Source organism: Corynebacterium sp. ACRPQ, from assembly GCF_022347225.1.
GTDB lineage: Bacteria > Actinomycetota > Actinomycetes > Mycobacteriales > Mycobacteriaceae > Corynebacterium > Corynebacterium tuberculostearicum_D.
In genome coordinates, this window is sequence record NZ_JAKRNF010000001.1 from 164,991 (window position 1) to 188,124 (window position 23,134).

17 protein-coding genes and 1 tRNA gene are annotated in these 23,134 nt (G+C 60.7%); 13 read left to right on the forward strand and 5 right to left on the reverse strand.

Going from position 1 to position 23,134, the window contains the following annotated elements; all coding sequences use genetic code 11:
* Window positions 1-30 precede the first annotated feature (30 nt).
* Window positions 31-1,500, reverse strand: coding sequence for an AI-2E family transporter (locus MHY24_RS00810; RefSeq protein ID WP_204609608.1), 1,470 nt, complete (start codon window positions 1,498-1,500; stop codon window positions 31-33).
* Window positions 1,501-1,547: 47 nt separating this feature from the next.
* Between MHY24_RS00810 and ychF the strand changes: the two genes are divergently transcribed.
* The 4 genes from ychF (at window position 1,548) to MHY24_RS00830 (ending at window position 5,875) form a co-directional block, all read left to right on the forward strand.
* The gene (gene ychF / locus MHY24_RS00815) at window positions 1,548-2,633 is read left to right on the forward strand and encodes a redox-regulated ATPase YchF (RefSeq protein WP_239228025.1); all 1,086 of its coding nucleotides are present in this window, start codon (window positions 1,548-1,550) and stop codon (window positions 2,631-2,633) included.
* Window positions 2,634-2,763: 130 nt separating this feature from the next.
* Window positions 2,764-3,297, forward strand: coding sequence for a type 1 glutamine amidotransferase domain-containing protein (locus MHY24_RS00820; RefSeq protein WP_239228026.1), 534 nt, complete (start codon window positions 2,764-2,766; stop codon window positions 3,295-3,297).
* 226 nt (window positions 3,298-3,523) lie between these two features.
* Complete coding sequence (locus MHY24_RS00825; RefSeq protein ID WP_239228027.1) at window positions 3,524-4,435, forward strand: cation diffusion facilitator family transporter; 912 nt, start codon at window positions 3,524-3,526, stop codon at window positions 4,433-4,435.
* 513 nt (window positions 4,436-4,948) lie between these two features.
* Window positions 4,949-5,875 carry a PRC and DUF2382 domain-containing protein gene (locus MHY24_RS00830; RefSeq protein WP_239228028.1) on the forward strand — a complete coding sequence of 309 codons (927 nt, stop codon included), beginning with the start codon at window positions 4,949-4,951 and terminating at the stop codon, window positions 5,873-5,875.
* 69 nt (window positions 5,876-5,944) lie between these two features.
* Here MHY24_RS00830 and MHY24_RS00835 read toward each other — a convergent pair whose 3' ends face one another.
* The gene (locus tag MHY24_RS00835; RefSeq protein ID WP_204609600.1) at window positions 5,945-7,306 is read right to left on the reverse strand and encodes a dicarboxylate/amino acid:cation symporter; all 1,362 of its coding nucleotides are present in this window, start codon (window positions 7,304-7,306) and stop codon (window positions 5,945-5,947) included.
* Window positions 7,307-7,587: 281 nt separating this feature from the next.
* On the opposite strand from MHY24_RS00835, the gene MHY24_RS00840 reads away from it, so the two are divergent.
* The 5 genes from MHY24_RS00840 to nrfD all read left to right on the forward strand — a co-directional run bounded on the left by MHY24_RS00840 (window position 7,588) and on the right by nrfD (window position 14,914).
* A complete protein-coding gene (locus tag MHY24_RS00840) occupies window positions 7,588-8,655 on the forward strand; it encodes a thermonuclease family protein (protein ID WP_239228029.1) in 1,068 nt (355 codons plus the stop codon).
* A 186-nt stretch (window positions 8,656-8,841) separates the two neighbouring features.
* Entirely contained in the window at window positions 8,842-9,429 is a 588-nt protein-coding gene (gene pcp / locus MHY24_RS00845; RefSeq protein ID WP_239228030.1) for a pyroglutamyl-peptidase I, read from the forward strand.
* A gap of 47 nt (window positions 9,430-9,476) precedes the next feature.
* Window positions 9,477-12,743, forward strand: coding sequence for a formate dehydrogenase-N subunit alpha (gene fdnG, locus MHY24_RS00850; RefSeq protein WP_239228031.1), 3,267 nt, complete (start codon window positions 9,477-9,479; stop codon window positions 12,741-12,743).
* Entirely contained in the window at window positions 12,744-13,802 is a 1,059-nt protein-coding gene (locus tag MHY24_RS00855) for a 4Fe-4S dicluster domain-containing protein (RefSeq protein WP_239228032.1), read from the forward strand.
* Window positions 13,799-14,914 (forward strand): NrfD/PsrC family molybdoenzyme membrane anchor subunit, encoded by a 1,116-nt coding sequence (nrfD, locus tag MHY24_RS00860; RefSeq protein WP_239228033.1) that lies wholly within the window; start codon window positions 13,799-13,801, stop codon window positions 14,912-14,914. The genes MHY24_RS00855 and nrfD overlap by 4 nt, the downstream gene beginning before the upstream one ends.
* On the opposite strand, the gene MHY24_RS00865 is transcribed toward nrfD, so the two are convergent.
* Window positions 14,911-15,501 carry a hypothetical protein gene (locus MHY24_RS00865; RefSeq protein ID WP_239228034.1) on the reverse strand — a complete coding sequence of 197 codons (591 nt, stop codon included), beginning with the start codon at window positions 15,499-15,501 and terminating at the stop codon, window positions 14,911-14,913. The genes nrfD and MHY24_RS00865 overlap by 4 nt on opposite strands.
* Before the next feature lies 1 nt (window position 15,502).
* Window positions 15,503-16,486 carry a selenide, water dikinase SelD gene (gene selD, locus MHY24_RS00870; protein ID WP_239228035.1) on the reverse strand — a complete coding sequence of 328 codons (984 nt, stop codon included), beginning with the start codon at window positions 16,484-16,486 and terminating at the stop codon, window positions 15,503-15,505.
* A gap of 170 nt (window positions 16,487-16,656) precedes the next feature.
* Between selD and MHY24_RS00875 the strand changes: the two genes are divergently transcribed.
* From MHY24_RS00875 to selB, 3 genes are all read left to right on the forward strand, one after another.
* Window positions 16,657-16,751, forward strand: a tRNA-Sec gene (locus tag MHY24_RS00875).
* A 25-nt stretch (window positions 16,752-16,776) separates the two neighbouring features.
* Window positions 16,777-18,093 carry an L-seryl-tRNA(Sec) selenium transferase gene (selA, locus tag MHY24_RS00880; RefSeq protein WP_367398041.1) on the forward strand — a complete coding sequence of 439 codons (1,317 nt, stop codon included), beginning with the start codon at window positions 16,777-16,779 and terminating at the stop codon, window positions 18,091-18,093.
* A complete protein-coding gene (selB, locus tag MHY24_RS00885; RefSeq protein ID WP_239192545.1) occupies window positions 18,094-19,866 on the forward strand; it encodes a selenocysteine-specific translation elongation factor in 1,773 nt (590 codons plus the stop codon).
* A gap of 27 nt (window positions 19,867-19,893) precedes the next feature.
* On the opposite strand, the gene MHY24_RS00890 is transcribed toward selB, so the two are convergent.
* Window positions 19,894-20,979 carry a hypothetical protein gene (locus tag MHY24_RS00890; protein WP_239192542.1) on the reverse strand — a complete coding sequence of 362 codons (1,086 nt, stop codon included), beginning with the start codon at window positions 20,977-20,979 and terminating at the stop codon, window positions 19,894-19,896.
* 194 nt (window positions 20,980-21,173) lie between these two features.
* Between MHY24_RS00890 and MHY24_RS00895 the strand changes: the two genes are divergently transcribed.
* A complete protein-coding gene (locus tag MHY24_RS00895) occupies window positions 21,174-23,111 on the forward strand; it encodes a BCCT family transporter (protein WP_239192539.1) in 1,938 nt (645 codons plus the stop codon).
* Window positions 23,112-23,134 lie beyond the last annotated feature (23 nt).

Here is a 23,134-nt window from a genome sequence, read left to right on the forward strand (position 1 = left end):
CAGCATGGCACGCGCGGCCGACACGACCCATTATTTTTTCGAATCTCCGTTCAAAAGGCCTTCGAAGGCGTCGCGGGCGCGGCGCAGGTTTGCGCGCATGCCGGGCTTGTCATGCTCCTTGGGGGTGGATTCCACATTGAGGGCGGCGTCGAGGGAATTGGAATCGCCGTCCGCGGAGACGTCGGCAAACGCGCCTTCTGGGGCTGCATAGTCCGGCATCTTGAGCCATGCCTCGCGCTTATAGCGCCCTTGGTCTTCGGTGTAGCGGCCGATGAGATAACCAGCTACGGTAGAAAAGTCCAGATCCGCGGCGGTCTTTTCGCCTGACTGTAGCTTCATCATGTCTTGTCCGTAGCGGTAGGCCACCGCAAACATGGCGGCCGTCGGAACCGCGAGGAAACCACCTATCAGGCCAAAGAGAGCTGAGCCGACCGTGACGGAAACCAAGACGATGACCGGGTGCAGGTCCATGGCCTTGGACTGCAGCCAGGGCGAGAGGACATTGCCCTCCAACTGCTGGACCAGCAACACCAAGCCGAGGACGAGAAGAGCCTTGGTTACGCCAAGGGAGACCAACGCGATGGTGACGGAGAGGGCGCCGGCCACGATCGCGCCGACGAAGGGGATAAAACCCGCGATAAAGGTGATGATCGCCAAAGCCATGGCCAGCGGAACACCGATAAGGGCGAGGCCGACGCCGATAAAGACGGCGTCGACAAGCGAAACCACTGCCTGCGCGCGAATGAAGCCGCCCAGCGTATTCCAGGCGCGAGTAAGCAGCTCCGTCAGATGCCAGCCGGCGCGCTTGCCCGTGGCATCGCGCAGCCAGGGAAGGAACTTAGCGCCGTCCTTCAGGAAGAAGAAGGTCAGCACCAACACGATGAAGAGCGTGACCAAGATGGAGGTGGCGGTGCCGATGCCGGTAAAGACCGAGCCCGCGATGGCGCCGGCACGTTGCTGCAGCCAGGACGCCGCCTCGTCGATGTAGCTACTCATGTCATCGCTATCAAGGTTGAGCGGTGGACCCTGGGCCCAGAGCTGAAGGCTTTGGATGCCGGAGACCGTCTGCAAATACAGTGACCGGGATTGGCGCATGAAGTCTGGGGCGACAAATGCAATGAGGCCGCCGACGGCCGTGAAGGAAACCAAAATGGTTACGGCGGCCGCCAACGCGGCGGGAAGGCCAATATTGCGCAGCTTTTTAGCCACCGGTGCCAGAACGGTGCAGATAATAAGGGCCAAAAGAACTGGCAAAAGCCCCTGCCAGAAGTTACCCAGCAAACGGTAGAGGGCGTAGAGGAATACGCAGATGATGAGCAGGCGAACGGCCCATAGGGAAGCGGCCTTAACCACCTCGCCGGCGATGACGGAGCGGTCTACCTGATCGCCTGGTGGATGTGGGGATACATCCTCCAGCTTGCTGGTGTCGAAGCTTTCATCAAACTTATCGCCCAGGCCCGCTTGGGGGTCATCGGGCAGCGGTTGGTTATCAGAATTCACCCCACCATCTTGCCTTAAAAGAAGGCGGGTGCGTTAGGATTGGCCCCGTGAGTCTTACACTAGGAATCGTCGGCCTGCCCAATGTGGGCAAGTCCACTTTGTTTAATGCCCTGACCCGTTCCGAGATCCTGGCGGCGAACTACCCGTTTGCCACCATCGAGCCCAACGTGGGCTTGGTGGAGCTGCCGGATTCCCGCCTGACCCAGCTGGCGGAGATGTTTAACTCTGAGCGCATCCTGCCTGCCACCGTGTCCTTCGTGGACATCGCCGGCATCGTCTCCGGCGCTTCGCAGGGTGAGGGTATGGGCAACGCGTTCCTAGCCAATATCCGCGAGGCAGACGCCATTTGCCAGGTAGTACGCGCCTTCTCTGATGACAATGTCATTCACGTCGATGGCAAGGTGGACCCGCGCAACGATATCTCCGTTATTAATACCGAGCTCATTCTTGCGGACCTCCAGACCATCGAAAAGGCCCTGCCGCGCTTGGAAAAGGATGCGCGCAAGAATAAGGACTTGGCCGCCGAGGTGGAAGCAACCAAGAAGGCCCAGGAGATTTTGGAAGATGATCGCACCCTCTTCGCCGCAGCGAAGGAGGGCGAGATTGACCTCGCCCTCGTGCGCGATCTGCACCTGATGACGGCTAAGCCCTTCCTCTATGTCTTCAATTCGGATGAAGCAGTGCTTACCGACGACGCTAAGAAGGAAGAACTCCGCCAGCTCGTCGCCCCGGCTGAGGCCGTATTCCTCGATGCGCAGACCGAAACCGAGCTGCTCGAGTTGGAAGAAGATGAAGCGCGCGAATTGCTCGAGGCCGTAGGCCAAGATGAGCCCGGCCTGGCTACCTTGGCCAAGGCAGGCTTCGCCACCCTGGGGCTGCAGACTTACCTCACAGCAGGTGAGAAGGAAGCCCGCGCGTGGACTATCAAGCAGGGCTCTGCCGCCCCGCAGGCCGCTGGCGTTATTCACACTGACTTTGAGAAGAAGTTCATTAAGGCCGAGATTGTTTCCTTCGATGATCTTGTAGAAGCCGGCTCCATGGCTGAAGCTCGTGCGCATGGCAAGGTCCGCCAAGAAGGCAAGGACTACATCATGCAGGACGGCGATGTGTGCGACTTTAAGATCGGCGGCTAATTCCACACCGCTTTGAACCGGCCCTTTGTCAGAGCGAGAAGGCACCGCCCACTCACGCACAAAAGAAGGTAGCGAAGGCGAAACTTCCGCGTTACTGTGGGCGGCGTACCCGAACAAAGGAGGCTGCAACATGGCTGACCTAGATAACAAGACCATTGCCATCATCGCTACCGATGGCTTCGAAGACTCCGAGCTGACCTCCCCGTTGGAGGCCGTGAAGAACGCCGGCGCTACCGTGCGTGTCCTCGCCCCAAAGGCCGGCACCATTACCGGCAAGAAGGGTACGGAAATTTCCGTTGACGCCGCTACCGTTGACTCCACTGGCGAGTCTTTCGATGGCATCATTCTGCCTGGCGGTACCGAGAATGCTGACCTCATCCGCTTGGACAAGGCCGCAGTAGAAATCGTGCGCAACCACATGAGCAAGGATCTGCCGCTCGGCGCCATCTGCCACGGTGCTTGGATCCTGGCTGATGCTGAGGCCCTCAAGGGACGCACCCTGACTTCCTTCCCCTCCCTGCAGACCGACCTGCGCAATGCAGGTGCCACCTGGGTAGATGAGGAAGTCCACTGCGACCAGGGCTTGGTCTCGTCCCGCACTCCAGATGACCTGCCAGCTTTCAATGCCAAGCTGGTAGAAGAGTTTGCAGAGGGCCAGCACTAAGGCTCCACGAATTTAAGCCACGGGAGTTTCCCGTGGCTTTTTTGATCTTGCGCCGGTGTCACATGCCCTATAAAGTTAGGATTTCCTGAAGGGGAGTAGTTCCCTCGGTTAATTCCGAGATGACTGGTCGACATACTGGCGTTTAGCCCGGCCAGCCAACGCCCGCAGTGCCCGCGGCCGTGAACGAGACCTTCGGTCCGCAACCGAACCGAAGGGAGAAGTGACCATGTCCTCCATGGGCTCAGAGCAGCGCACTCTTGAGCGCTTCATGCAGCTATCCATCGCCGCCGCTGTGGCTACCATCATCCTCAAAGCCTTGGCCGCGTGGGTTACCGGCTCGGTGGGCTTCCTCTCCGATGCCTTCGAATCCATCGTGAATCTCGTCGCAGCCGTCGCCGGCTTTTATGCCCTCCGGATTGCCTCTAAGCCGGCCGACGATAACCACCAGTTTGGTCACGGCAAAGCCGAGTACGTCTCCGCCTTGGTAGAGGGCGCAATGATTTTTATTGCGGCCGGCATGATCGTGTACACGGCGATCCAACGCTTCTTTGTTCCGCAGCCGATTGAAGAGCCGGGCTGGGGCTTGGCGTTGTCAACGCTTTCGTCCGTGCTCAACGGCGCAGTGGGTATCGCGCTCATCCGTGCAGGTAAGCGCTACCGTTCCGCCACCTTGGACGCGGATGGGCACCATTTGCTTACCGACGTCTGGACTTCCGTCGGCGTCCTTATAGGCATCGCCGCCGTATTCCTTACTGGTTGGTGGTGGCTGGATCCTGTAGTGGCGCTCGCAGTGGGCATCAATATTTTGTGGACGGGCTATAGCCTTCTGCGCGACTCGGTGAGTAGCCTTCTTTCTGAGGCGCTTCCCGACGACGAGCGTCAGAATATTAGGCAATTGCTAGCCCGGCTGGAGCAGGAACACTCGGTAACGTTCACGGATCGTCGCACCGTGGCCTCTGGACGCCAGAGACTGGTGTACCTGACCATGGAGGTGCCAGGGGAGTGGAGCGTCATGCACTCCCACGAGGTTGCAGACGCAGTGGAAATTGCCCTCGACGAGCTCTACCCAGGCTGCAGTGCGTTCATTCATGTGGAACCAGCCGGCCTGGAAAATCGGCGTCCGTACCTATTCCGCTAAGGCTTAATCTTCTCAGCTTTCTGCCGACCACTGTGGTGTATGCGCACTAGACCAATATGTGTGTAGGCCTGTTCGGGGGCACGGGCTTGTATGTTGCCTGTAAATTGGCGGGGTAAAACTACACCCTCTTTAAAGAATCCTGTGGTACCGCTGTCACCGCATTTCGGGGGTGTGGTGAACAATGGACGATTTGGAGATCGTGAGGGGTCGCGGCTAGGGCGCTGCGGGCGAGAGACTCGACATCCGCCTCCCGCGGTTTGGGTACTTATGGTGCAGTTTCCCAATGTTATAGAACTGTTACCAACCGTCCTGAGCTGCATGAAGCTCGGCTTTGGTGAACAAAATCGAGGAAATTTCCCGCTAGCGGTCGAAAAAATTTGAATTCTCCGTATGGTGGTTGTCACAGCAATCAATTGGAGATTTTCACCCCCACACTCCACGTGGCGGGGTTAGAAAATGTCCTTTTGTTTGATTGAAGATAGCTATACCAATAGCAGAAAGGATTTACTGACAATGGGTAAGAACATTAAGGACCTCTTTAACGCAACCGCATACGACAAGGACGGCGAGAAGCTGGGCGACGTTAACGAGGTATTCGTTGATGACCAGTCCGGCCAGCCTACCTTCGTTGAGGTTAACCACGGCCTGTTCGGCATGAACTCCAGCCTAGTTCCGCTGCGTGGACACGACTTCTCCGGCGACGACCTGAAGCTGGGCTTCTCCAAGGACCGCATCAAGGATGCTCCGGACTTCGACTCCGATAAGCCGCTGACCCCTGAGGCACAGTCCGATATCTTCAAGCACTACGGTCTGGAAAACGCACACGACGTTACCGACTACAAGGATTCCAACCTTGACTCCAAGCGCGACGCTCAGGCTGGCGCTGACAAGGATCACAACCTGACCGCTGGAGCTGGCGCTGCTGCTGGCGCAGGTGTTGCAGGCGCAGGCGTTGCTGGTGCACACGCTGACGAGAAGAAGGCAGCTACCCACACCACCGACGCTGCTGCTACCGAGCGCAAGGCTGGTCTAGCTGACAACGCTGCAGCTGCACGCACCAACAACGATGGCGAGCTCATCCGTTCCGAGGAGCAGCTCAACGTCAACAAGGAGCGCGTGGCTACCGGTGAGGCTCGCCTGCGCAAGTACGTTGTGACCGACACCGAGTCCGTTGAGGTTCCGGTTGAGCGTGAAGAGGTTCGCGTCGAGCGCACCCCGATCAACGCTGAGGATGCCAAGAACTACAACGGCTCCATCTCCGGTGACTCCGAGGAAGCTTCCGTCACCCTGCACGAGGAGCGCGTGAACGTGAACAAGGAAACCGTTCCGGTTGAGAAGATCAACCTGAAGAAGGACACCGTTCGCGACACCGAGACTCACACCGAGGAGCTGCGCAAGGAGCAGATCGACACCGATGGTGTTGACGGCCTCAAGAAGTAAAAGCGCATAGCTAAACGCCCGCAAGGATTACCTTGCGGGCGTTTCTTTTTGCCTATTTAGGAGACTGGTTTAAGCCTTGACGCCGATGGCCTCAGCCGAGTCAGAATCCATAATGTCCTTGACGCCGTTCTCGGCAGCATCCCAGGTTGCCTTGTCCTGGATGCCGGCGCGCTTAGCCACGATGGTGGCGCACAGCACCTGTCCGGTGACGTTGAGTGCGGTACGGCCCATGTCAATAATCGGCTCGATAGCAAGCAGGAGACCAACGCCGGCCAGTGGCAGGCCGAGCGTGGAAAGCGTCAGGGTGAGCATCACCGTTGCGCCGGTGGTGCCTGCAGTAGCAGCGGAACCAATAACGGACACGAAGATGATGAGCAGGTACTGGGTGAAGTCAAGGTCGATGCCGTAGAACTGGGAGACGAAGATGGCAGCGATGGCTGGGTATACGGAAGCGCAGCCATCCATCTTGGTAGTTGCGCCCAGCGGAATGGCAAAGGAAGCGTACTCGGACGGAACTCCCATAGCCTTTTCACTGAAGCGCTCGGTAGCTGGCATGACGCCCATCGAAGAACGGGTGACAAAGCCCAGGGAGGTCACGGGCCACACGCGCTTGAAGAAGCCGATGACCGGGATCTTGTTGAACTTCAGTACTGCCGGGTAGATCACGGCAAATACCAGGCCCATGCCTACGTACATGGCCAAGACGAACTTGCCCAGCGAGCCCAATGCATCCCAGCCGTAGGTAGCTACGGCCTTACCAATAAGGGCCGCGGTGCCAATCGGGGCAAGGCGGATAATCCACCACAGGATGACCTGAATGACCTTCAGGAAGGACTCGGTAAAGCGCAGGAAAGGCTCAGCAGACTTACCAGTCTTGACGGCGGCGATACCAATGGCTAGCGAGATGACGAGGAGCTGGAGGGCACCAAAGCTGAGGGATACTTCGCCGTCGGAAAGCGAGGCAGAAAGGCCCACGAAGTTCTGGGGGAGAAGTTGCTCAAAGAACGCGGTCCATGAACCGACGTGGGAAGGGTCCTGCGCGGTAGAAGCATCGATGCTTGTGCCGATGCCCGGCTTCATCACGACGGCGACGATGATGCCCGTCAAGACGGAGAAGAATGCGGTGATGGCAAACCATACCAGTGTGGAGATTGCCAGGGACGCGGCGTTGGCCACCTTGCGCAGATTAGCGACGGAGGTGACAACAGCGGCGAAGATCAGTGGCGGGATCATCACCTTGAGTAGCTGGACGTAGGCGCCGCCGACGCCCGTGAGTAGGGTGGTCAACCAGCCGGGGTTGTCTGGGTCGGTATCCATGCCGGAGGCAATGAAGCCTAGGATGAGGCCGATAATAAGGCCCGCGATGACCTGGGCACCGAATCCCGTGGCCCAGCCTGGAAGCTTGGAGCGCGAAGATTCTTGTTGAGACATTAAGATTCCTTTGAAAATAAAAATGGACAGATCGGACTATTTTCCAGATACTGTTCTGTTCAACTTCAACATCGCTCAGCTTATTCCTTCAACCTCTTTGGGTACAAGGTGCGGGATATTTGCTGTGGCCACAACCTCACCCTTCGCGCTCACGGAGAGGTGGTTTTGCGCTTGCTTTTCGACGCCGGTGAGCGCGAAGGGAGGGGAGCTTGAACTACCACGTGTGTCCCATTGCTAACTTTAAGTAGCTACTCTCTCTATCTTTCTCAGGAGGAACATTCATGGGCTGGGTTAAACCTCTCGTTGGCATTTTCGCAGTTGGCGCAGTGGCGTCCGTTGCCTTAGGCGGCGGCGATGAAGATGCAGTGGTGGTCAATCGAGTGATCGATGGCGACACCATTGACGTCGACATAGACGGCGAAAATACCCGCGTCCGGCTACTTAATATTGATACGCCGGAAATCGGCCAAAACGGCGAACCGAGTGAGTGCCTCGCGGAGGAAGCGAAGCAGTACTTGGAAGGACGGCTGCCAAAGGGGACGGAGGTTCGGTTGGAATATGACTCCGAGCGGACCGACAAGTACGGCCGCACCCTTGCCGGTGTCTTTATCGACGATGACTTCATTAACGCGGATGTCGCGGCCGAAGGGCTGGCCACTGCAGTCGTATTTGGTGGAAACGACAAGTTTTATGACGAAGTGCACAACGCCGAACGCCGCCCTAAAGATGCTGGCGAAGGGATCTTTGGGGTCTCGGACGAGTGCAAGGTCTCCAGCGATGAGGACATGGCCGAAGCGCTTAGCGGCGCTGAAGCTGCGGCGGCAGCATTTGCAGCTTCCGGGGAAGCTGATATTGCAGGGTACGAGGATGTATTGGACAAGTCAGCAGCTGCGAAGGCCGGATTAGCGGTTCTGACTCGCCACAAAGATGCTCGAAGCACCTTCCAGAAAGCAGCGTATCCGGATGCTCCCAAGGAGATTGCCGCGAAGAAGGAACGCGAGCTTGAGGGAAAGGAGAAACAAGCCCGCGAAGAGATCGAGAAATTGGAGGAAGAGAAGCGCGAGAAGGAGCGCCAGGAAGAAGAACGCCGCCGTGCAGAGGAGCGGAAAGAAGAGATTCGTCAGCAGGAGCACGATGCGCCGGAAGTAGAGGTAGCGGAGCAACAAACGCACGACGAGGTGGCTGAATACCAAGCGCCCGAGCAGCAGCCCGCACCTCGGCCGGCACCGGTGGTCGATAACTACACCGGGTGCCGAGCTTATGGCGGAAACTATGCCATGACGTCTGTAGATAAGAATGGACGTTCATACGCGAAGATCGACTGCACTACGAAGCAGCAGATCGGTTAGGCACCCCGCCCTTCGCGCTCACGGGCAGGGCCCTGAGTGCTTGGAGTATGGCTCCCGGTGAGCGCGAGGGGAGCGGGGATTAGGACCTACGCCCTTGCCGCTCACCGGGACCAAGGGGAAGTGCCATCCAAGCGCTGCCGGTGAGCGCGAAGGGTGGGAGGGCCCGGGATCTGGAATACTGGCAGCATGAAAATCCTCGTAACCGCATTTGACGCCTTCGGCGGAGAGAGCATCAACCCCACGGAACGAGCGCTTCAGCAACTGCCGGATCGCATTGGAGACGCGGAGCTCATCAAGCTGGTGATCCCGACGAAGTTCGGGGAATCGCTGCGTCGGGCGATCGAGGCCGCGGAGGGCTCGGCGGTCGATGCAATTGTATGTTTGGGCCAGGCCGGTGGGCGGGCGCATATCACCCCAGAGCGGGTCGCGATTAACGTTATGGATGCCGATATTCCTGATAATGCGGGTTATCAGCCGGTGGATGTACCGGTTGTGGAAGGCGGCCCGGCGGCATATTTCTCTACGTTGCCGGTAAAGGAAATGGTTGCGGCGATGGAGGATATTCCGGCGCGGTTGTCGAATACGGCCGGGACTTTCGTGTGTAACCAGCTGCTCTATGGTCTCTTGCATCACTTCGCGGGCACCGGGATAAGCGCCGGATTTGTCCACGTCCCATTCATTACAGAGCAGGAGAAAACGGATAAGCCCATGATGGAGCTGGCGGAGATCGTCGAGGGGATTGAGCGGGCACTCTGGGCGGTGCAAGCTAGTTAGGGTAGCCTTTGTGGCTTTTTTAACCAGTGAAATATAGATTAAAGGACATGTCTCGCTTTAGCCCTCTCAACTGGCCGGTTGTGCGCCAGCTGCGCAGTGGCGATCCCTTCGGAAGGGACGTCAATACGCAGTCTCAAAAGAGTAAAGATAAGCATGGGCGCACCGTGGAAGCGGACCGCGTGGTGCAGTCGGTGTGCCCGTACTGCGCGGTTGGTTGCTCGCAGCGCGTGTATGTCAAAGATGACCGCGTCATCCAGGTGGAGGGCGACCCGGATTCGCCCATTTCTCGTGGACGTCTGTGCCCCAAGGGGTCTGCCTCGGAGCAGTTGATCAACTCCGCTACGCGCCTTACCAAGATCAAATATCGTGCGCCGCACTCTACGGAGTGGCAGGATCTTGATGAAGATACCGCGATGGAAATGATTGCGGATCGTTTCTTGGAAGCCCGCCGCAATGGCTGGCAGGATGTGGACGATGAAGGACGTCCGCTCAATCGCACGATGGGCATCGCCGGTTTGGGCGGTGCGACCTTGGATAATGAGGAAAATTACCTCATCAAGAAGCTGTTTACCGCCGCTGGTGCGATTCAGCTCGAGAACCAGGCGCGCATATGACACTCCGCCACCGTTCCTAGTCTAGGAACTTCGTTTGGCCGCGGCGGCGCAACCCAACCGCTGCAGGATATGGCGAATGCGGACTGCATCGTCATTGAGGGTTCTAATATGGCCGAGTGTCACCCAGTGGGATTCCAGTGGGTGGTGGAAGCCAAGAAGCGTGGTGCACGCATCATTCACGTGGATCCGCGCTATACGCGCACGTCTGCCTTTGCGAATCGCCACATTGGCATTCGCGGCGGCACGGACGTGGTGCTTTTGGGCGCAGTCATTAACTACCTGTTGGATAATGAGCTGTACTTCCATGACTATGTGGTGGCGTATACCAATGCGCCGATGATCATTTCGGAGGACTATCAGGACACCGAAGATCTGGACGGTCTGTTCTCTGGTTATGACCCAGAGACCGGTAAGTACGTCACGGATTCGTGGCAGTACGTACAGAAGCCGGAGGGCGCGTCGTGGAATGTGGAACGCGATGAGACGCTAGAGCATCCGAATTCAGTCTTCCAGATTCTCAAGCGGCACTACGCGCGCTATACGCCTGAAGTAGTGGAGGAGACCTGCGGTATTGCGCAGGAGGACTTCTATTACCTAGCGGAGTCGATCGCGCGGAATTCCACGCCGGATCGCACCACCTGCTTTGCCTATGCGTTGGGCTTTACCCAGCACACCCTGGGTGCGCAGTTCATTCGTACCGCCGCCATCTTGCAGCTGCTCACCGGCAATGTGGGTCGCCCAGGTTCGGGAATTATGGCGTTGCGCGGTCACGCCTCGATTCAAGGCTCTACCGATATCCCGACGTTGTTCCACTCGTTGCCGGGGTATTTGCCCATGCCGAGCGTCGATAAGCAAAGCTGGCCAGAGTTCGTTGATGGAATCCGTAATGAGTCGCAGAAGGGCTTTTGGCAGATCGGTGAGAACTACGCGGTCTCGCTGATGAAGTCCTACTGGGGCGATGCGGCAACCAAGGACAACGGATGGGGATATGACCTCATGCCGCGCATTTCTGGTGCGCATTCGACCTATGAAACGCTCATGGCCATGCTGGATGAGCAGGTGGAAGGCTACTTTGTCTTTGGCCAGAACCCGGCCGTCGCGCAGTCCAATGGCGGTATGCAACGCCGTGGCTTGGCGGCGCTGAAGTGGCTGGTCGTACGCGATTTCCAGGAGATTGAGACCGCCTCTTTCTGGAAGGATTCGCCGGAGATTAAAAACGGCGAGCTTAAGACCGAAGACATCGGCACCGAGGTCTTCTTGATGCCGGCGGCCACCCACGTGGAAAAGGCGGGAACCTTTACCCAGACGCAGCGCATGCTGCAATGGCGCTTCCAGGCAGCCCCGCCACCAGGGGATGCCAAGAGTGACCTGTGGTTCTTCTACCAGCTGGGCAAGAAGATCAAGGAGCGCCTGCGCGATTCCACCGATCCGCGAGATATTCCTCTGCAGAAGGTCACGTGGGACTATGTGGAAACCGAGGAAGGCGAGCCGAATTCTGAGGACGTCCTCAAGGAGATCAACGGCTACTACCTAGAGGGCCCGAAGAAGGGCGAGCTTTTGCCTGCCTTCGTGGAGATGAAGAATGACGGCAGCACCTCGGGCGGTTGCTGGATCTATACCGGCGTGTTTAAGGACGGCATTAATCAGTCCGCGCGCAAGGTACCGGGGTCGGAGCAAAACGAGGTAGCTCCCGAGTGGGGTTGGGTATGGCCGGCCAACCGCCGCCTGCTCTACAACCGTGCCTCGGCGAAGCCTGACGGCACGCCGTGGTCCGAGCGCAAGAAGTATGTGTGGTGGGACGCTGACCAGGGTCAATGGGTTGGCGATGACGTGCCGGACTTCCCGGCTACCAAGGCCCCGGACTACAAGGCTCCGGTCGACGCCGTGGGCCCGGACGCCCTCGATGGCACCGATGCCTTCATTATGCAGGCAGATGGCCGCGGTTGGCTCTTTGCACCGACCGGGCTTTCCGACGGCCCATTGCCCACCCACTATGAGCCGCACGAGTCCCCGGTGCACAACGTGCTGTACAAACAGCAGCAATCGCCGACGCGCCTGACCATTAAGCGCCCAGACAACCTGTCGCGCCCAGAGCCTGGTGAGCCGGGCTCGGAGGTGTTCCCGTTTGTCTTTTCCACCTATCGCCTCACCGAGATGTATACTTCGGGTGCGATGTCGCGCCGCCTGCCGTATTTGGCGGAGCTGCAGCCGGGCCTTTTCTGCGAGGTCGATAAGGCCTTGGCAGAAAAGCGTGGCTTGGAAAACGGTAAGTGGGCCACGATCATCTCGCCACGCGGCGTCATTGAGGCGCAGGTCTTGGTCACTGACCGCATGCAGATGATGAAGATCAATGGTGAGGAGTTCCACCAGATCGGCTTGCCGTATCACTATGGCGAGTCCGATTCCACGGCCGTCGCAGGCGATGGTGCCAATGATTTGCTGGGCCTTACGTTGGAGCCGAACGTATTCATCCAGAATTCCAAGATCGGCGCTTGCGATATCCAGCCGGGGCGTCGCCCGCGTGGTGAGGCCCGTGTGGAGATGCTCAAGGAGTATCAGAAGCGCGCGCACCTGAACCTGGATTCCGGCAATGATCTGCTCACCGTGGATGATTCCTTCACCTATAACCCAGAGCCGCAGCAGCCCGCGGATGCGGATGAGCACGGCGAGAAGGGCGAGGAAAGCGAAGAAGGTAGGTAAATGACAAATCTTCTGACCGAAAACGCGAGCCGGCATGGCTATGACAAGTACCGCCGCATGGCCTTTTTCACCGATACTTCCGTGTGCATCGGGTGTAAGGCCTGCGAGGTGGCGTGCAAGGAGTGGAACCGCAACCCGGTTGAAGGCTATGACGTCACGGGTGATTCCTATGACAACACCGGCGCACTGGGTGCAAATACCTGGCGGCACGTGGCCTTTGTGGAGCAAAACAATGACCGCATCGAGCATGCCCGCGAGGAGGGAAAGAATCTCATTTCCCTGGGTATGCCCTCGGTAGGGGTGCAGGCCCCAGAGGTTGATACCACCCCGCCGGATACGGATACGTTCCGGTGGCTCATGTCCTCGGACGTGTGTAAGCACTGCACGCATGCGGGCTGCTTGGACGTGTGTCCTACAGGCGCGCTGTTCCGCACCGAGTTTGGCACCGTTGTGGTCCAGGATGATGTGTGCAATGGCTGCGGCACCTGCGTTGCCGGCTGCCCGTTTGGCGTCATCGAGCGCCGCGATGACGGCGGTGTGGCGCTGAAGTACGACAAGACGGCCACGGTGGATTACGTGGATAATTCCCATGCCGGCGTGAACGTGCTGAAAAAGCTGAAGCAGCTTGCCCCGCAGGGACCGGACCACACGCCAGGCGAGTCGATGCCGATCAAGAACTTGGGCGTGGCCCAAAAGTGCACCATGTGCTACGACCGCCTGAAGCAGGGCGAACAGCCAGCATGTTCTAAGACCTGTCCTACTGATTCCATCCAGTTCGGCCCGTACGAGGAGATGCTGGCCGCAGCCAAGGAACGCGTGCGCGTACTGCACGAGCAAGGCCTTACCGAGGCCCGCCTTTACGGTGCCAACCAGGACGATGGCGTGGGCGGAACTGGCTCCATCTTCCTGCTTTTGGATTCACCTGAGGTCTACGGTTTGCCGCCGGACCCGCGCGTGCCGACGGCCGATTTACCGCAGATGTATAAGACCGCAGCCAAGGCTATCGGCGGCATGGCGCTGGCCGTGGCCGGTTCCTTCCTGATTGGGGGACGCAAATGAGCAACTTTGATGAGTATCGCCCACCGCAGCCGGAGCGACGCAATCGCTACCGGAAATTCGACGGTACAAAGCCGAAGAAGAAGCGGAAGCGGCCGGGCGCCGGCGCGCAGGACGGCTCCAAAGAGGAGCGCATGGCGCAAGACTTCGAGTTCTCGTCTTACTATGGCCGCCCAGTGGTGAAGGCGCCGCCGTGGGAATGGCCTATCGGCGCCTACTTCTTTCTAGGCGGTGTGAGCGGTGGCTCGGGACTCTTGGCCGCTGGTGCACAGGCCGTGGGCAATGCGCCGCTGCGTCGCACCACGCGGATCTCTGCCTTTGGCGCGGCGGCCGTGGGATCGGTCTTTTTGATTCTGGACTTGGGCCGCCCGGAACGCGCCCTGAACATGTTCCGCGTCTTCAAGGTGACCTCGCCAATGTCCATGGGCTCGTGGATTTTGTCGGGATTTGCCAGCGTGGCCGCGCTGCCGGCCGCCGCGGAAGTGGATGCGGCGACTGACCACAAGCTGCCGTTGCCGAAGTTTGTGCGCACGGCGCTGAAGAAGTCGGCCGGGCCGGCGGGCGCGGTCGCGGGCGTACTCGGTGGTCCGCTCGCGGGCTATACCGCGGTATTGCTGTCTAATACCTCGAACCCGGTGTGGAATGACATGAAAAAGCACCTGCCGTATGTTTTCGTCTCCTCGGCGGGCGCGGCGTCGTCAGGCCTGGCTATGGTGACCACTCCGGTCGAGCACGCGGGACCGGCCCGCGCGTTGGGTATGGCCGCGGCGGCCAGCGATCTGGTGGCGACCAAGGTTCTTGAAGAAGGCATGGAGCCGGAGCCGCGCGAGGCGCTGCACGAGGGCAAGCCGGGCGCGTTGATGAAGGCTTCGGAATGCTTCATCGAGGCCGGCGGTGTCGGTAGTGCAGTGGCTGCGGTGACGAAGTCGCGGGCCGTCTCGGTAGCCGCGGGGCTATCGCTGTTGGCAGGCTCGGCGTGCACGCGCTTTGGCGTGCTTAACGCCGGGCTGGAAGCGGTGAAGAATCCGGAGACCACCATCGGGCCGCAGAAGCGCCGGGCGGAAAAGCGCCGGCGCGAGCAGGGCCTCGACCACGATGTAGTGAGCCCGGACTAGTCCAGGTCCTGCAGGACGGGGGCGAGCTCCGAGCCGATGTCTTCCATGCGTTGTTGCTCGGCTGCGGAATCGCGGCCATCGCGGTGAAGGTAGTAGTTCAGCGCCACATCGCCCACGGTGGTCACGCACGTGGTAGACACTGACTCTTCGACCGGCCAGGCAGAACAATAAAAGCGCCTGTCAGCGGCGGTGAACTCGAAGGGGGAGTACTCATTGGCGGGGCGCTGCTGGGCGGCGTTTTGGGCATCGAGGTCGTCGTGCAGCAGCTCTAAGTAACGCTGTGCCGCCTCATCGGGATCCTCGGGGCACACGGGTGCGCCCTCGGCCTCATACTTCGTCCCCAGCAGGCTGACCTGCTCCTTATCCTGTGCACGGTAGAGCACTGAGAAGGAGTGTTCATCCTCGTCGGTGGAGTGCGGGTCGAGCTTCGCCTTAGCGAGCGAATCCGGCAGGGCCTCGCGCACCGCGGCAATATCAACAGGGGAGCATTCGCTTGGCGATGCCCCCTCGGACGAGCACCCCACCAGCCCCACCCCGGCAAGGGCGATGGAGGCGAGGGCGAGGAAAGTGGGGAGGCGTCGGCGCATCTTAGGCCGTGATATAGGCATCGCCGGTGCGCTCGGTGGTGTGGCCGATGACGGGGTAGCCGGGAACCTCGCCGATGAGGAGGAGGCCGCCGGAAGTTTGGGCGTCGGCAAGCAGCACCAGCTCTTCCTCGCTCAAGGAGGTATCGAGGTGGGGACGCACCCAGTCCAGGTTGCGGCGGGAACCGCCGGGGATGAAGCCCTCCGCCAGCGCCTCTTTCGCGCCTTCGATGGTGGGCACGGCGGAAAAGTCGAGCTCCGCGGCGATGCCGGAAGCGCGGCACATTTTGTACAGGTGGCCGAGCAACCCGAAGCCGGTGACATCCGTGGCCGCACGCACGCCCGCCTCCACCGCTGCGCGGGCGGCCTCACGGTTCAAGGTGGTCATAGAATCGACCGCGGCCTGGGAGACCTCGCCGGTGGCCTTGTGCTTGTTGTTGAGGATGCCCACGCCAATGGGCTTGGTCAGGGTGATGGGCAGGCCGGGTTCGGCGGCGTCGTTGCGCATTAGCTTGTCGGGGGCAACGATGCCGGTAGCTGCCATACCGTAGAGCGGCTCGGGCGCGGTGATGGAGTGCCCACCTGTGACGGAGATGCCGGCCTCGGTGGCTATATCCATGCCGCCGCGCAATACCTCGCGCAGCACATCCAGGCTCAGCTTTTCATTGGGCCAGCCCACCAGGTTAATGGCGGTAACCGGGGTGCCACCCATGGCATAGACATCAGACAGCGCATTGGCCGCGGCCACCCGTCCCCAGTCATAGGGGTCATTGAGCATGGGCGTAAAAAAGTCCGCAGTGGAGATAACCGCCAGACCATCTTGGATCTTGACGGCCGCGGCGTCGTCGCCATCGTCCAAGCCGACCAGCACGTTGGGGTCGGCCTTACCAATGAGGCCTTCGACGGCGGATTCCAACTGCCCAGCGGGAATCTTGCAGGCGCAGCCGCCACCGGCCGCGAAAGAGGTGAGCTTAATATCTTCGGTCATACGGCTATTTTACTAGTTATACGGGAGCCCCTTGCTGCCTATTAACGGGGAATAATGCGCAGCAAAAGAATCTCCTCGGGTGCCGCAGGAGCCACCGTGGCGCACCGCGGTGAATGTAGCGTCTGGTAGGTGTCCCGGTACCGAGGAATGCCCGTGTAAGGTGAGCACACGGAGGCGTACGTGTCCTGGTGGGCGCCCCGGTCTTCAAAACCGGTGAGGCCGAGCATCTCGGTCTGGCAGGTTCGATTCCTGTCCGTCTCCGCCACCCGCGCGCAAGGAGGAATGCCACAGTGCCCACGCCCACGCCTGCTGCCAGCTCGGATCCCCGCAGGAATATTCCCCGCATGGACGAGCTGCTCCAACTGCCGGAAGTAGAATCTGCGCGCCAGGGCCTAGCCGCGCACACCATCCGCGCGATAATCCAGGGCGCAGTCACCCAAGCGCGCCGCGGTCAGCTACCGGTCAGCGATATACCCGCAGAAATTGCGCAGCGCCTGGAACAAAAGAACGCACATTCCCTGCGGCCGGTCATTAACGCCACCGGCGTCATCATTCATACGAACTTAGGGCGTGCCCCGCTTCCCAGCGCCGCGGTAGAGGCCCTGCACGCTGCCGCCTCCTATACGGATGTGGAAATGGACCTGAACTCGGGCAAGCGATCAAAGAATCGCGGTGCCGGCGCCACGGCCGCGCTACTCGCAGCTTGCCCCGGTGCAGAAGATGCCCTCGTGGTCAATAACGGCGCCAGCGCCTTGCTGCTTGCCACCACCGCGCTCGCTCCTGGCAAAGAAGTCATCATCTCGCGCGGCGAGCTCATTGAAATCGGTGCGGGCTTTCGCCTGCCTGAGCTCATCGAGTCTACGGCCACGCGCCTCAAAGAAATTGGGGCGACTAACCGCACGCACCTGGCCGATTACGAACGCGCTCTGGGAGATAACACCGGCGCCATCTTGAAGGTGCATCCTTCCAATTTCCGCATCGAGGGGTTTACCTCCGCAGTCGGGGTAGAGGAACTGCACCGCCTAGCGGTGGAGCACGATACGCGACTCATCGTGGACGTGGGCTCCGGCCTGCTCACCCATGACCCGGCGCTGCCAGAAGAACCAGATATCCAGGCCCAGCTGCGCGCCGGCGCCGATATCGTCATAGCCTCCGGCGATAAGCTACTTGGCGGTCCGCAGGCAGGAATCTTGCTCGGCACCAAGGACGCGATTGCCGCGGTGAAGAAGCACCCGCTGGCGCGTGCGGTGCGCATAGATAAGCTGCGCCTCAACGCGCTGGAGGCGGCCATTTCTACGCCCTCGAATGCGGTGCAGGACGCCCTCCACCTCGATCCCCAGACCCACCGCGAGCGCACGGAAGCCATCGCGCAGGCAGTCGGGGCAGAAGTGGTACCTCACGATGGCCGCGTGGGCGGTGGCGGGGCGCCCGAGTACCCGCTGCCCGGCTTCGCGGTGAGCCTGCCCGAGCCCTATGCAGACGCGCTGCGCCGCCAGGACCCGCCCGTGGTAGGCCGCGTGCATCAGGGCCGCTGCTTGGTGGATATTCGCTGCGTTCCCGCTCACCACGACGCCACGGTTATTGCCGCTATTAAGGCGGTGGGCTAGGTGTACGTCGTCGCTACTGCCGGCCATGTGGACCACGGCAAATCCACCCTGGTCCGGGCTCTTACGGAGATGGACCCGGACCGCTGGGAGGAAGAAAAGCGCCGCGGCCTGACCATTGATTTGGGGTTTGCCTGGACCACGCTGCCTTCTGGCGCGGATGTGGCTTTCGTAGATGTGCCCGGCCATGAAAAATTCCTGGGCAATATGCTCGCTGGCGTGGGCCCAGCCCCGGTCGTCCTCTTCGTGGTGGCGGCCGATGAGGGATGGCAGGCCCAGTCCACCGACCACCGCGATGCCTTGCGTGCGCTGGGAGTAAAGCATGGCATCATTGCGCTCACTCGCAGCGACCGCGCCACCGTGGACCGCACCGCAGAAATCCGGACGCAGCTGGCCGGTACCCCGCTTGCCGACGCCCCCATTATCCCCGTATCCGCCCCCACCGGCGAAGGCATTGCGGCGCTGCGGCAGGTGCTCGATGAGGTCCTTGCCGCTGCGCCCGCTCCCGATGAGCAGGCACCCGTGCGCCTGTGGGTGGACCGCGCCTTTAGCGTGAAGGGCGCGGGCACCGTGGTGACCGGAACGCTTTCCGCGGGCACCCTGCGCGTGGGCGATAGCCTTAAGGTGGCCGCGGCCGGTGGGGAAAGGGACGTGGAAATCCGTGGCCTCCATAGTGAAAATCGTGCGCAGGATTCACTCGGCCCCGTCACTCGCGCGGCCGTCAACCTGCGTGGGGCGGATGCCGCCGATATCCACCGCGGCGACGTGCTGCTAACCCCGGGTGCGTGGCGTATGGTGGACCACCTTGATGTGCGCCGCACCTTTGGCGCGGAGCTCGACGGGCTGCCCGATAACCTCGTCGTGCACACCGGTACTGCCGGGGTAGAGGCCCACCTGCGTCCCCTGTCCGCCGATTTCGCGCGCATCAGCCTGGCGCACCCGCAGCCGCTGCGGCTCCTTGATCGCTTCGTAGTGCGCAGCCCTGGCGGCCGGCACGTCGTCGCCGGCGTAGAGACAGTAGACCTGCGCCCGCCGGAGCTTAACCGGCGCGGAGCCGCCCGCCGCCGCGCAGAAGATCTCAGCGCCCAGCACTCATTCCGCGATCCTGCCACTTACCTGCGCCGCGTCGGCTTTGCCCGTGTGGATGACTTAGCCCGCGATGGCTTTACTACCGCAGCGCCGCCGCAAGGCATTATCGCCTTCCGCGACTGGTGGATTGCCGCCTCCCAAGTTACGCGGTGGAAGCACGCGCTTACCGACGCCCTGCACGCCCACGCCGCCGCACATCCCCTGGCACCGGGAATGCCCCGCAAGGCGGCCATGGACGCCCTCGGCCTGCAAGAAGAAGGCTTGCTGGGCCTTGCCATCGCCGCTGCGAAGGTGGAAAGCAGCGAGGGAGTGCTGCGCCTTCCCGGGCAACGGGCGGACCTCGGCGCGGCGGAGCGCGGGGTCGTTGCCATCGAGGAAAGGCTTAAGGCAGAACCTTTTGTGGCCCCCGAGGCAGATGATCTCACGGAGCTGGGCCTGGGCCCCAAGGAGCTTGCCGCCGCCGAGCGCGCCGGGCGCCTCCTGCGCCTCAAGCAGGGAATCGTGCTCTTGCCCTCGGCACCGGAGGAAGCACGCCGGCGGCTGGCCGAACTAGAGCAGCCCTTTACGCTTTCGGCAGCCCGTAAAGCGCTGGGCACCACGCGGCGGGTAGCCATCCCGCTGCTGGAATACCTCGACGCCCAGCGGATTACTCGCCGCGGCGACGGGGGCCAACGCACCCTGCGCTAACAAGGCCCCTGAGTCCGGTCGCCGCACCTATTTGCGGTGATTGCCCCCGCGGTGGTGAGAGGTTTCGCGGGCCACGCGCCGGGCTCGCACGCGCGCGGATTCGGAGGAAAAGCGGCCCGGTTCTTCGGCTACCGGCAGCGCACGCCAGCTGAAATTCTGCTCTGCTGGGATGGAGGAGACCAACTCCGCCAGCTTGGCGCTGGCCTGCGGTTGTTGTGTTTGCTCATTGTGCTGCTGAGCTGGCGCATCTGGATTAGCGGGTGCAGCCGGCTGGGCCTGTGGCCCTTTCGGGCGGCGCGAGCCGGTGGGCCGGGCCGTCACGACGGCCTCGCCGGAGAGCGTGTGCTCCCAGACCTCGGGCTGAGCCGGTGTGGCTGCGGGCGCAGCGGCGGGAATCGCAGGTTGTGGGGCAGGCACGCGCAGCGGTGGAACAGCGGGGGAGAAGAGCTCCGCGGTGGTGGCCTCATCGGCGGGGATATCGACGGCAAGCATGCCGTGGCTCGCGTAGGCGCGGGCAGAAAGCCCCGCCCCAGAACCGTTTGCCGCAGCGAATGCGGCGCGCAGTCCAGGGAGCGCGGCACTGTCGCTGAGGGGGCCGAGAACCGTATCGTCGCAGGTCGCCACCGCGGTGCCGGCAAGGTCGTCCAGTGTGACGAAAAATTGCTGCGTGCCCATCTGCTCAAGCTGAGCGGGCGATAGGTCGCCGGCGGCGGCATCGATCAGCACGCCTCGTCCGCCGGAGAGCAGCGCGGTTCCTTGCGGTTGGTCATTGACCGGCACCATCCACGGCCACAGGCCCAGTGACACGGCAACCTCGACTTGGCCGTCAACTACCTCCACGGTGGCGATCGTCTGTGGCTGTGCAGAGGAAGCCTTCAATCGCTCCAAGGCGGGATACTCCGCCGCCTCGACCTCGTCCAGAAACCCTAAGAAGCCGAAGTCTGAGCGAACGCGCCAGCCGTTGGTGTAGGTATCGGGTTCTAGGGAGACGTCGACAAGCGCAGCGTGCTTCGCCACGCCGGGGATACTCAATGCGGTGCCCAGCACTGGGTGCTCGAGGACCGCAACATGCTCCACGCCGAAGTAACTAGTCGCGAGCGGGTATAGCGCCATAGAAAGTCACTCCCAAGGTTAAAGGCCGGTAAACAATGCGTAGCTCATTTTACGCATATGGGGGATAGGGCTGGCGCCAGCTTTATATCCTGCGAGTTTCTATTAATGTGTAGACAGCTCTCTTAAAAGTGAAACCCGGAAAACAAAATAGGAGTAGAACCATCTCTTCTTTACCGTCTTCCTCATCCCGCCCTGTGCGTGGGGTGAATAATTCGGAGGAAAGCAAAAAGCGCACCCGCAACGCCAAGCGCATTCTCAAAGACATTATGTACCCGCATAATATCCACCCCGCACTGGTGCCGGGCGTTGCCATTGAGGACCAGAAGGTCAAGTATGGAGTAGACAAGCCGATCCTTTTTGTGGTCGGCGGACTGGTCGTCGCCTTCGTAATCTGGGGTGTGATTGCGCCCGAGCAGGTCTTCGATGCTTCTTCGGCAGCGCTCGATTGGGTGATGCGTAACTTGGGCTGGATCTTTACCGCCTTGGCGACGTTCCTGATGTTTTTGCTCATCATCTTGGCCATTTCAAAGTACGGCAAAATCCCTCTCGGACTAGATGGGGAGAAGCCGGAATTTTCCACGGTGAGCTGGGCTGCGATGCTCTTTGGCGCCGGCATTGGCATCGGCATTATCTTCTTCGGCCCCTTCGAGCCGCTGAGCTACTACCTTTCGCCGCGCCCTGGTGCCTATGAGGCCGCGAGCGATGAAGCGGTGCTGGGCGCCATGGCGCAGGCAGCCATGCACTGGGGCCTTAATGCGTGGGCGATTTATGCCATCGTGGGCCTGTGCGTGGCCTACGTGTCCTTCCGCCGCGGCCGCGTGCCGCTGATGAGCTCCATCCTGATGCCGCTCTTTGGCAATCGCTCCTCTGATTCCCTGCCCGCGCGCATCATCGATGGCTTAGCCATTATTGCCACTCTCTTCGGCACCGCCGCCACGCTGGGCATCGGTGCGCTGCAGATCGGCCGCGGCGTGGAATTGGTCAGCGGCTGGTCTACCACCGGCAACACCGCGGCGCTGGTAATCATCGTGGTCCTGTCCATCGGAACGATCTTCTCGGCCGTCTCCGGCGTGGCGAAGGGCATTCGGTGGCTCTCCAATATCAACCTGGTGCTGGCCATGGCCCTGGCCTTGTTCTTCTTCGTCGTGGGGCCGACCGCCTTCTTGGCCAATATGCTGCCGGCCGTGGTGATTGAATATCTCGATGAAATGCCGCAGATGCTCTCTGCCAATATGGGCCAGGGGGAAGACATGGTTGCGTTCCTGTCCTCCTGGACCACCTTCTACTGGGCTTGGTGGGTATCGTGGTCGCCATTCGTGGGCGTCTTCGTAGCCAAGATTTCGCGCGGGCGAACCATCCGCCAGTTCGTGCTCGGTGTGTTGCTTATTCCCTCGGCCATCATTGTTGCCGCTTATACCATCCTGGGCGGTACCACCATTTGGTTGCAGCGCCGCGATGGCGATATCGCCTCAGATGGCACTATTGATTCCATGCCGGCGGCAGAAGACATCTTCTTCAAGGTCTTGGACCACTTCCCAGGAGCGGAGTGGATGGCGCCCATCGTCATCATCATGCTGGTGGTCTTCTTCATTACCACGGCTGACTCCGCATCCATTGTGAACTCGCAGCTCACCCAGCGCGGCAACCCCAAGCCCAACCCGGCAGTAACGGTCTTTTGGGTGGTATGTATGGCTGGCATTGCCGTGGTCATTTTGCTTGCCGGTGGCCGTAATGCGCTGCAGGGCCTGCAGAACCTTATTACGGTGACGGCTTTGCCTTTCGCGGTTATCATCGTGCTCATGTGCATCGCGTTGGTGCGCGAGCTGCGCCATGATCCTGCCTCCATCCGTCATTTCTACGAGGACGAAGCGGTCTCTAATGCGATCGTGCGGGGCGTGCGCGATTATGGCGATAACTTTGCCCTGTCTATCGAGCCGACAGACGGCGACTACGCAACGGGCGCGCACTTTAACTCCACTGCAGCAGAGGTGACCGATTGGTACGCGCGCACGGACGAAGAGGGCCGCGCCGTGGGCTATGACTATGAGGCGGGCGAGTATGTGGACAACGATCCATCTATCAAGAATGGCGAGTTCATCTCGCCGGTGCCGGAGGATAAGGAAGAAAATTAATACTTGACAATTATTGGCTGGTA

Excerpts from the sequence above, each read along its gene's own strand:
- pcp (WP_239228030.1), top strand. The coding sequence starts at position 8,842 with ATGAAAATCCTCGTAACCGCATTTGACGCCTTCGGCGGAGAGAGCATC.
- nrfD (WP_239228033.1), top strand. The coding sequence starts at position 13,799 with ATGAGCAACTTTGATGAGTATCGCCCACCGCAGCCGGAGCGACGCAAT.
- MHY24_RS00835 (WP_204609600.1), bottom strand. The coding sequence starts at position 7,306 with ATGTCTCAACAAGAATCTTCGCGCTCCAAGCTTCCAGGCTGGGCCACG.
- MHY24_RS00840 (WP_239228029.1), top strand. The coding sequence starts at position 7,588 with ATGGGCTGGGTTAAACCTCTCGTTGGCATTTTCGCAGTTGGCGCAGTG.
- MHY24_RS00825 (WP_239228027.1), top strand. The coding sequence starts at position 3,524 with ATGTCCTCCATGGGCTCAGAGCAGCGCACTCTTGAGCGCTTCATGCAG.
- MHY24_RS00865 (WP_239228034.1), bottom strand. The coding sequence starts at position 15,501 with ATGCGCCGACGCCTCCCCACTTTCCTCGCCCTCGCCTCCATCGCCCTT.
- MHY24_RS00830 (WP_239228028.1), top strand. The coding sequence starts at position 4,949 with ATGGGTAAGAACATTAAGGACCTCTTTAACGCAACCGCATACGACAAG.
- MHY24_RS00890 (WP_239192542.1), bottom strand. The coding sequence starts at position 20,979 with ATGGCGCTATACCCGCTCGCGACTAGTTACTTCGGCGTGGAGCATGTT.
- MHY24_RS00855 (WP_239228032.1), top strand. The coding sequence starts at position 12,744 with ATGACAAATCTTCTGACCGAAAACGCGAGCCGGCATGGCTATGACAAG.
- selD (WP_239228035.1), bottom strand. The coding sequence starts at position 16,486 with ATGACCGAAGATATTAAGCTCACCTCTTTCGCGGCCGGTGGCGGCTGC.
- MHY24_RS00820 (WP_239228026.1), top strand. The coding sequence starts at position 2,764 with ATGGCTGACCTAGATAACAAGACCATTGCCATCATCGCTACCGATGGC.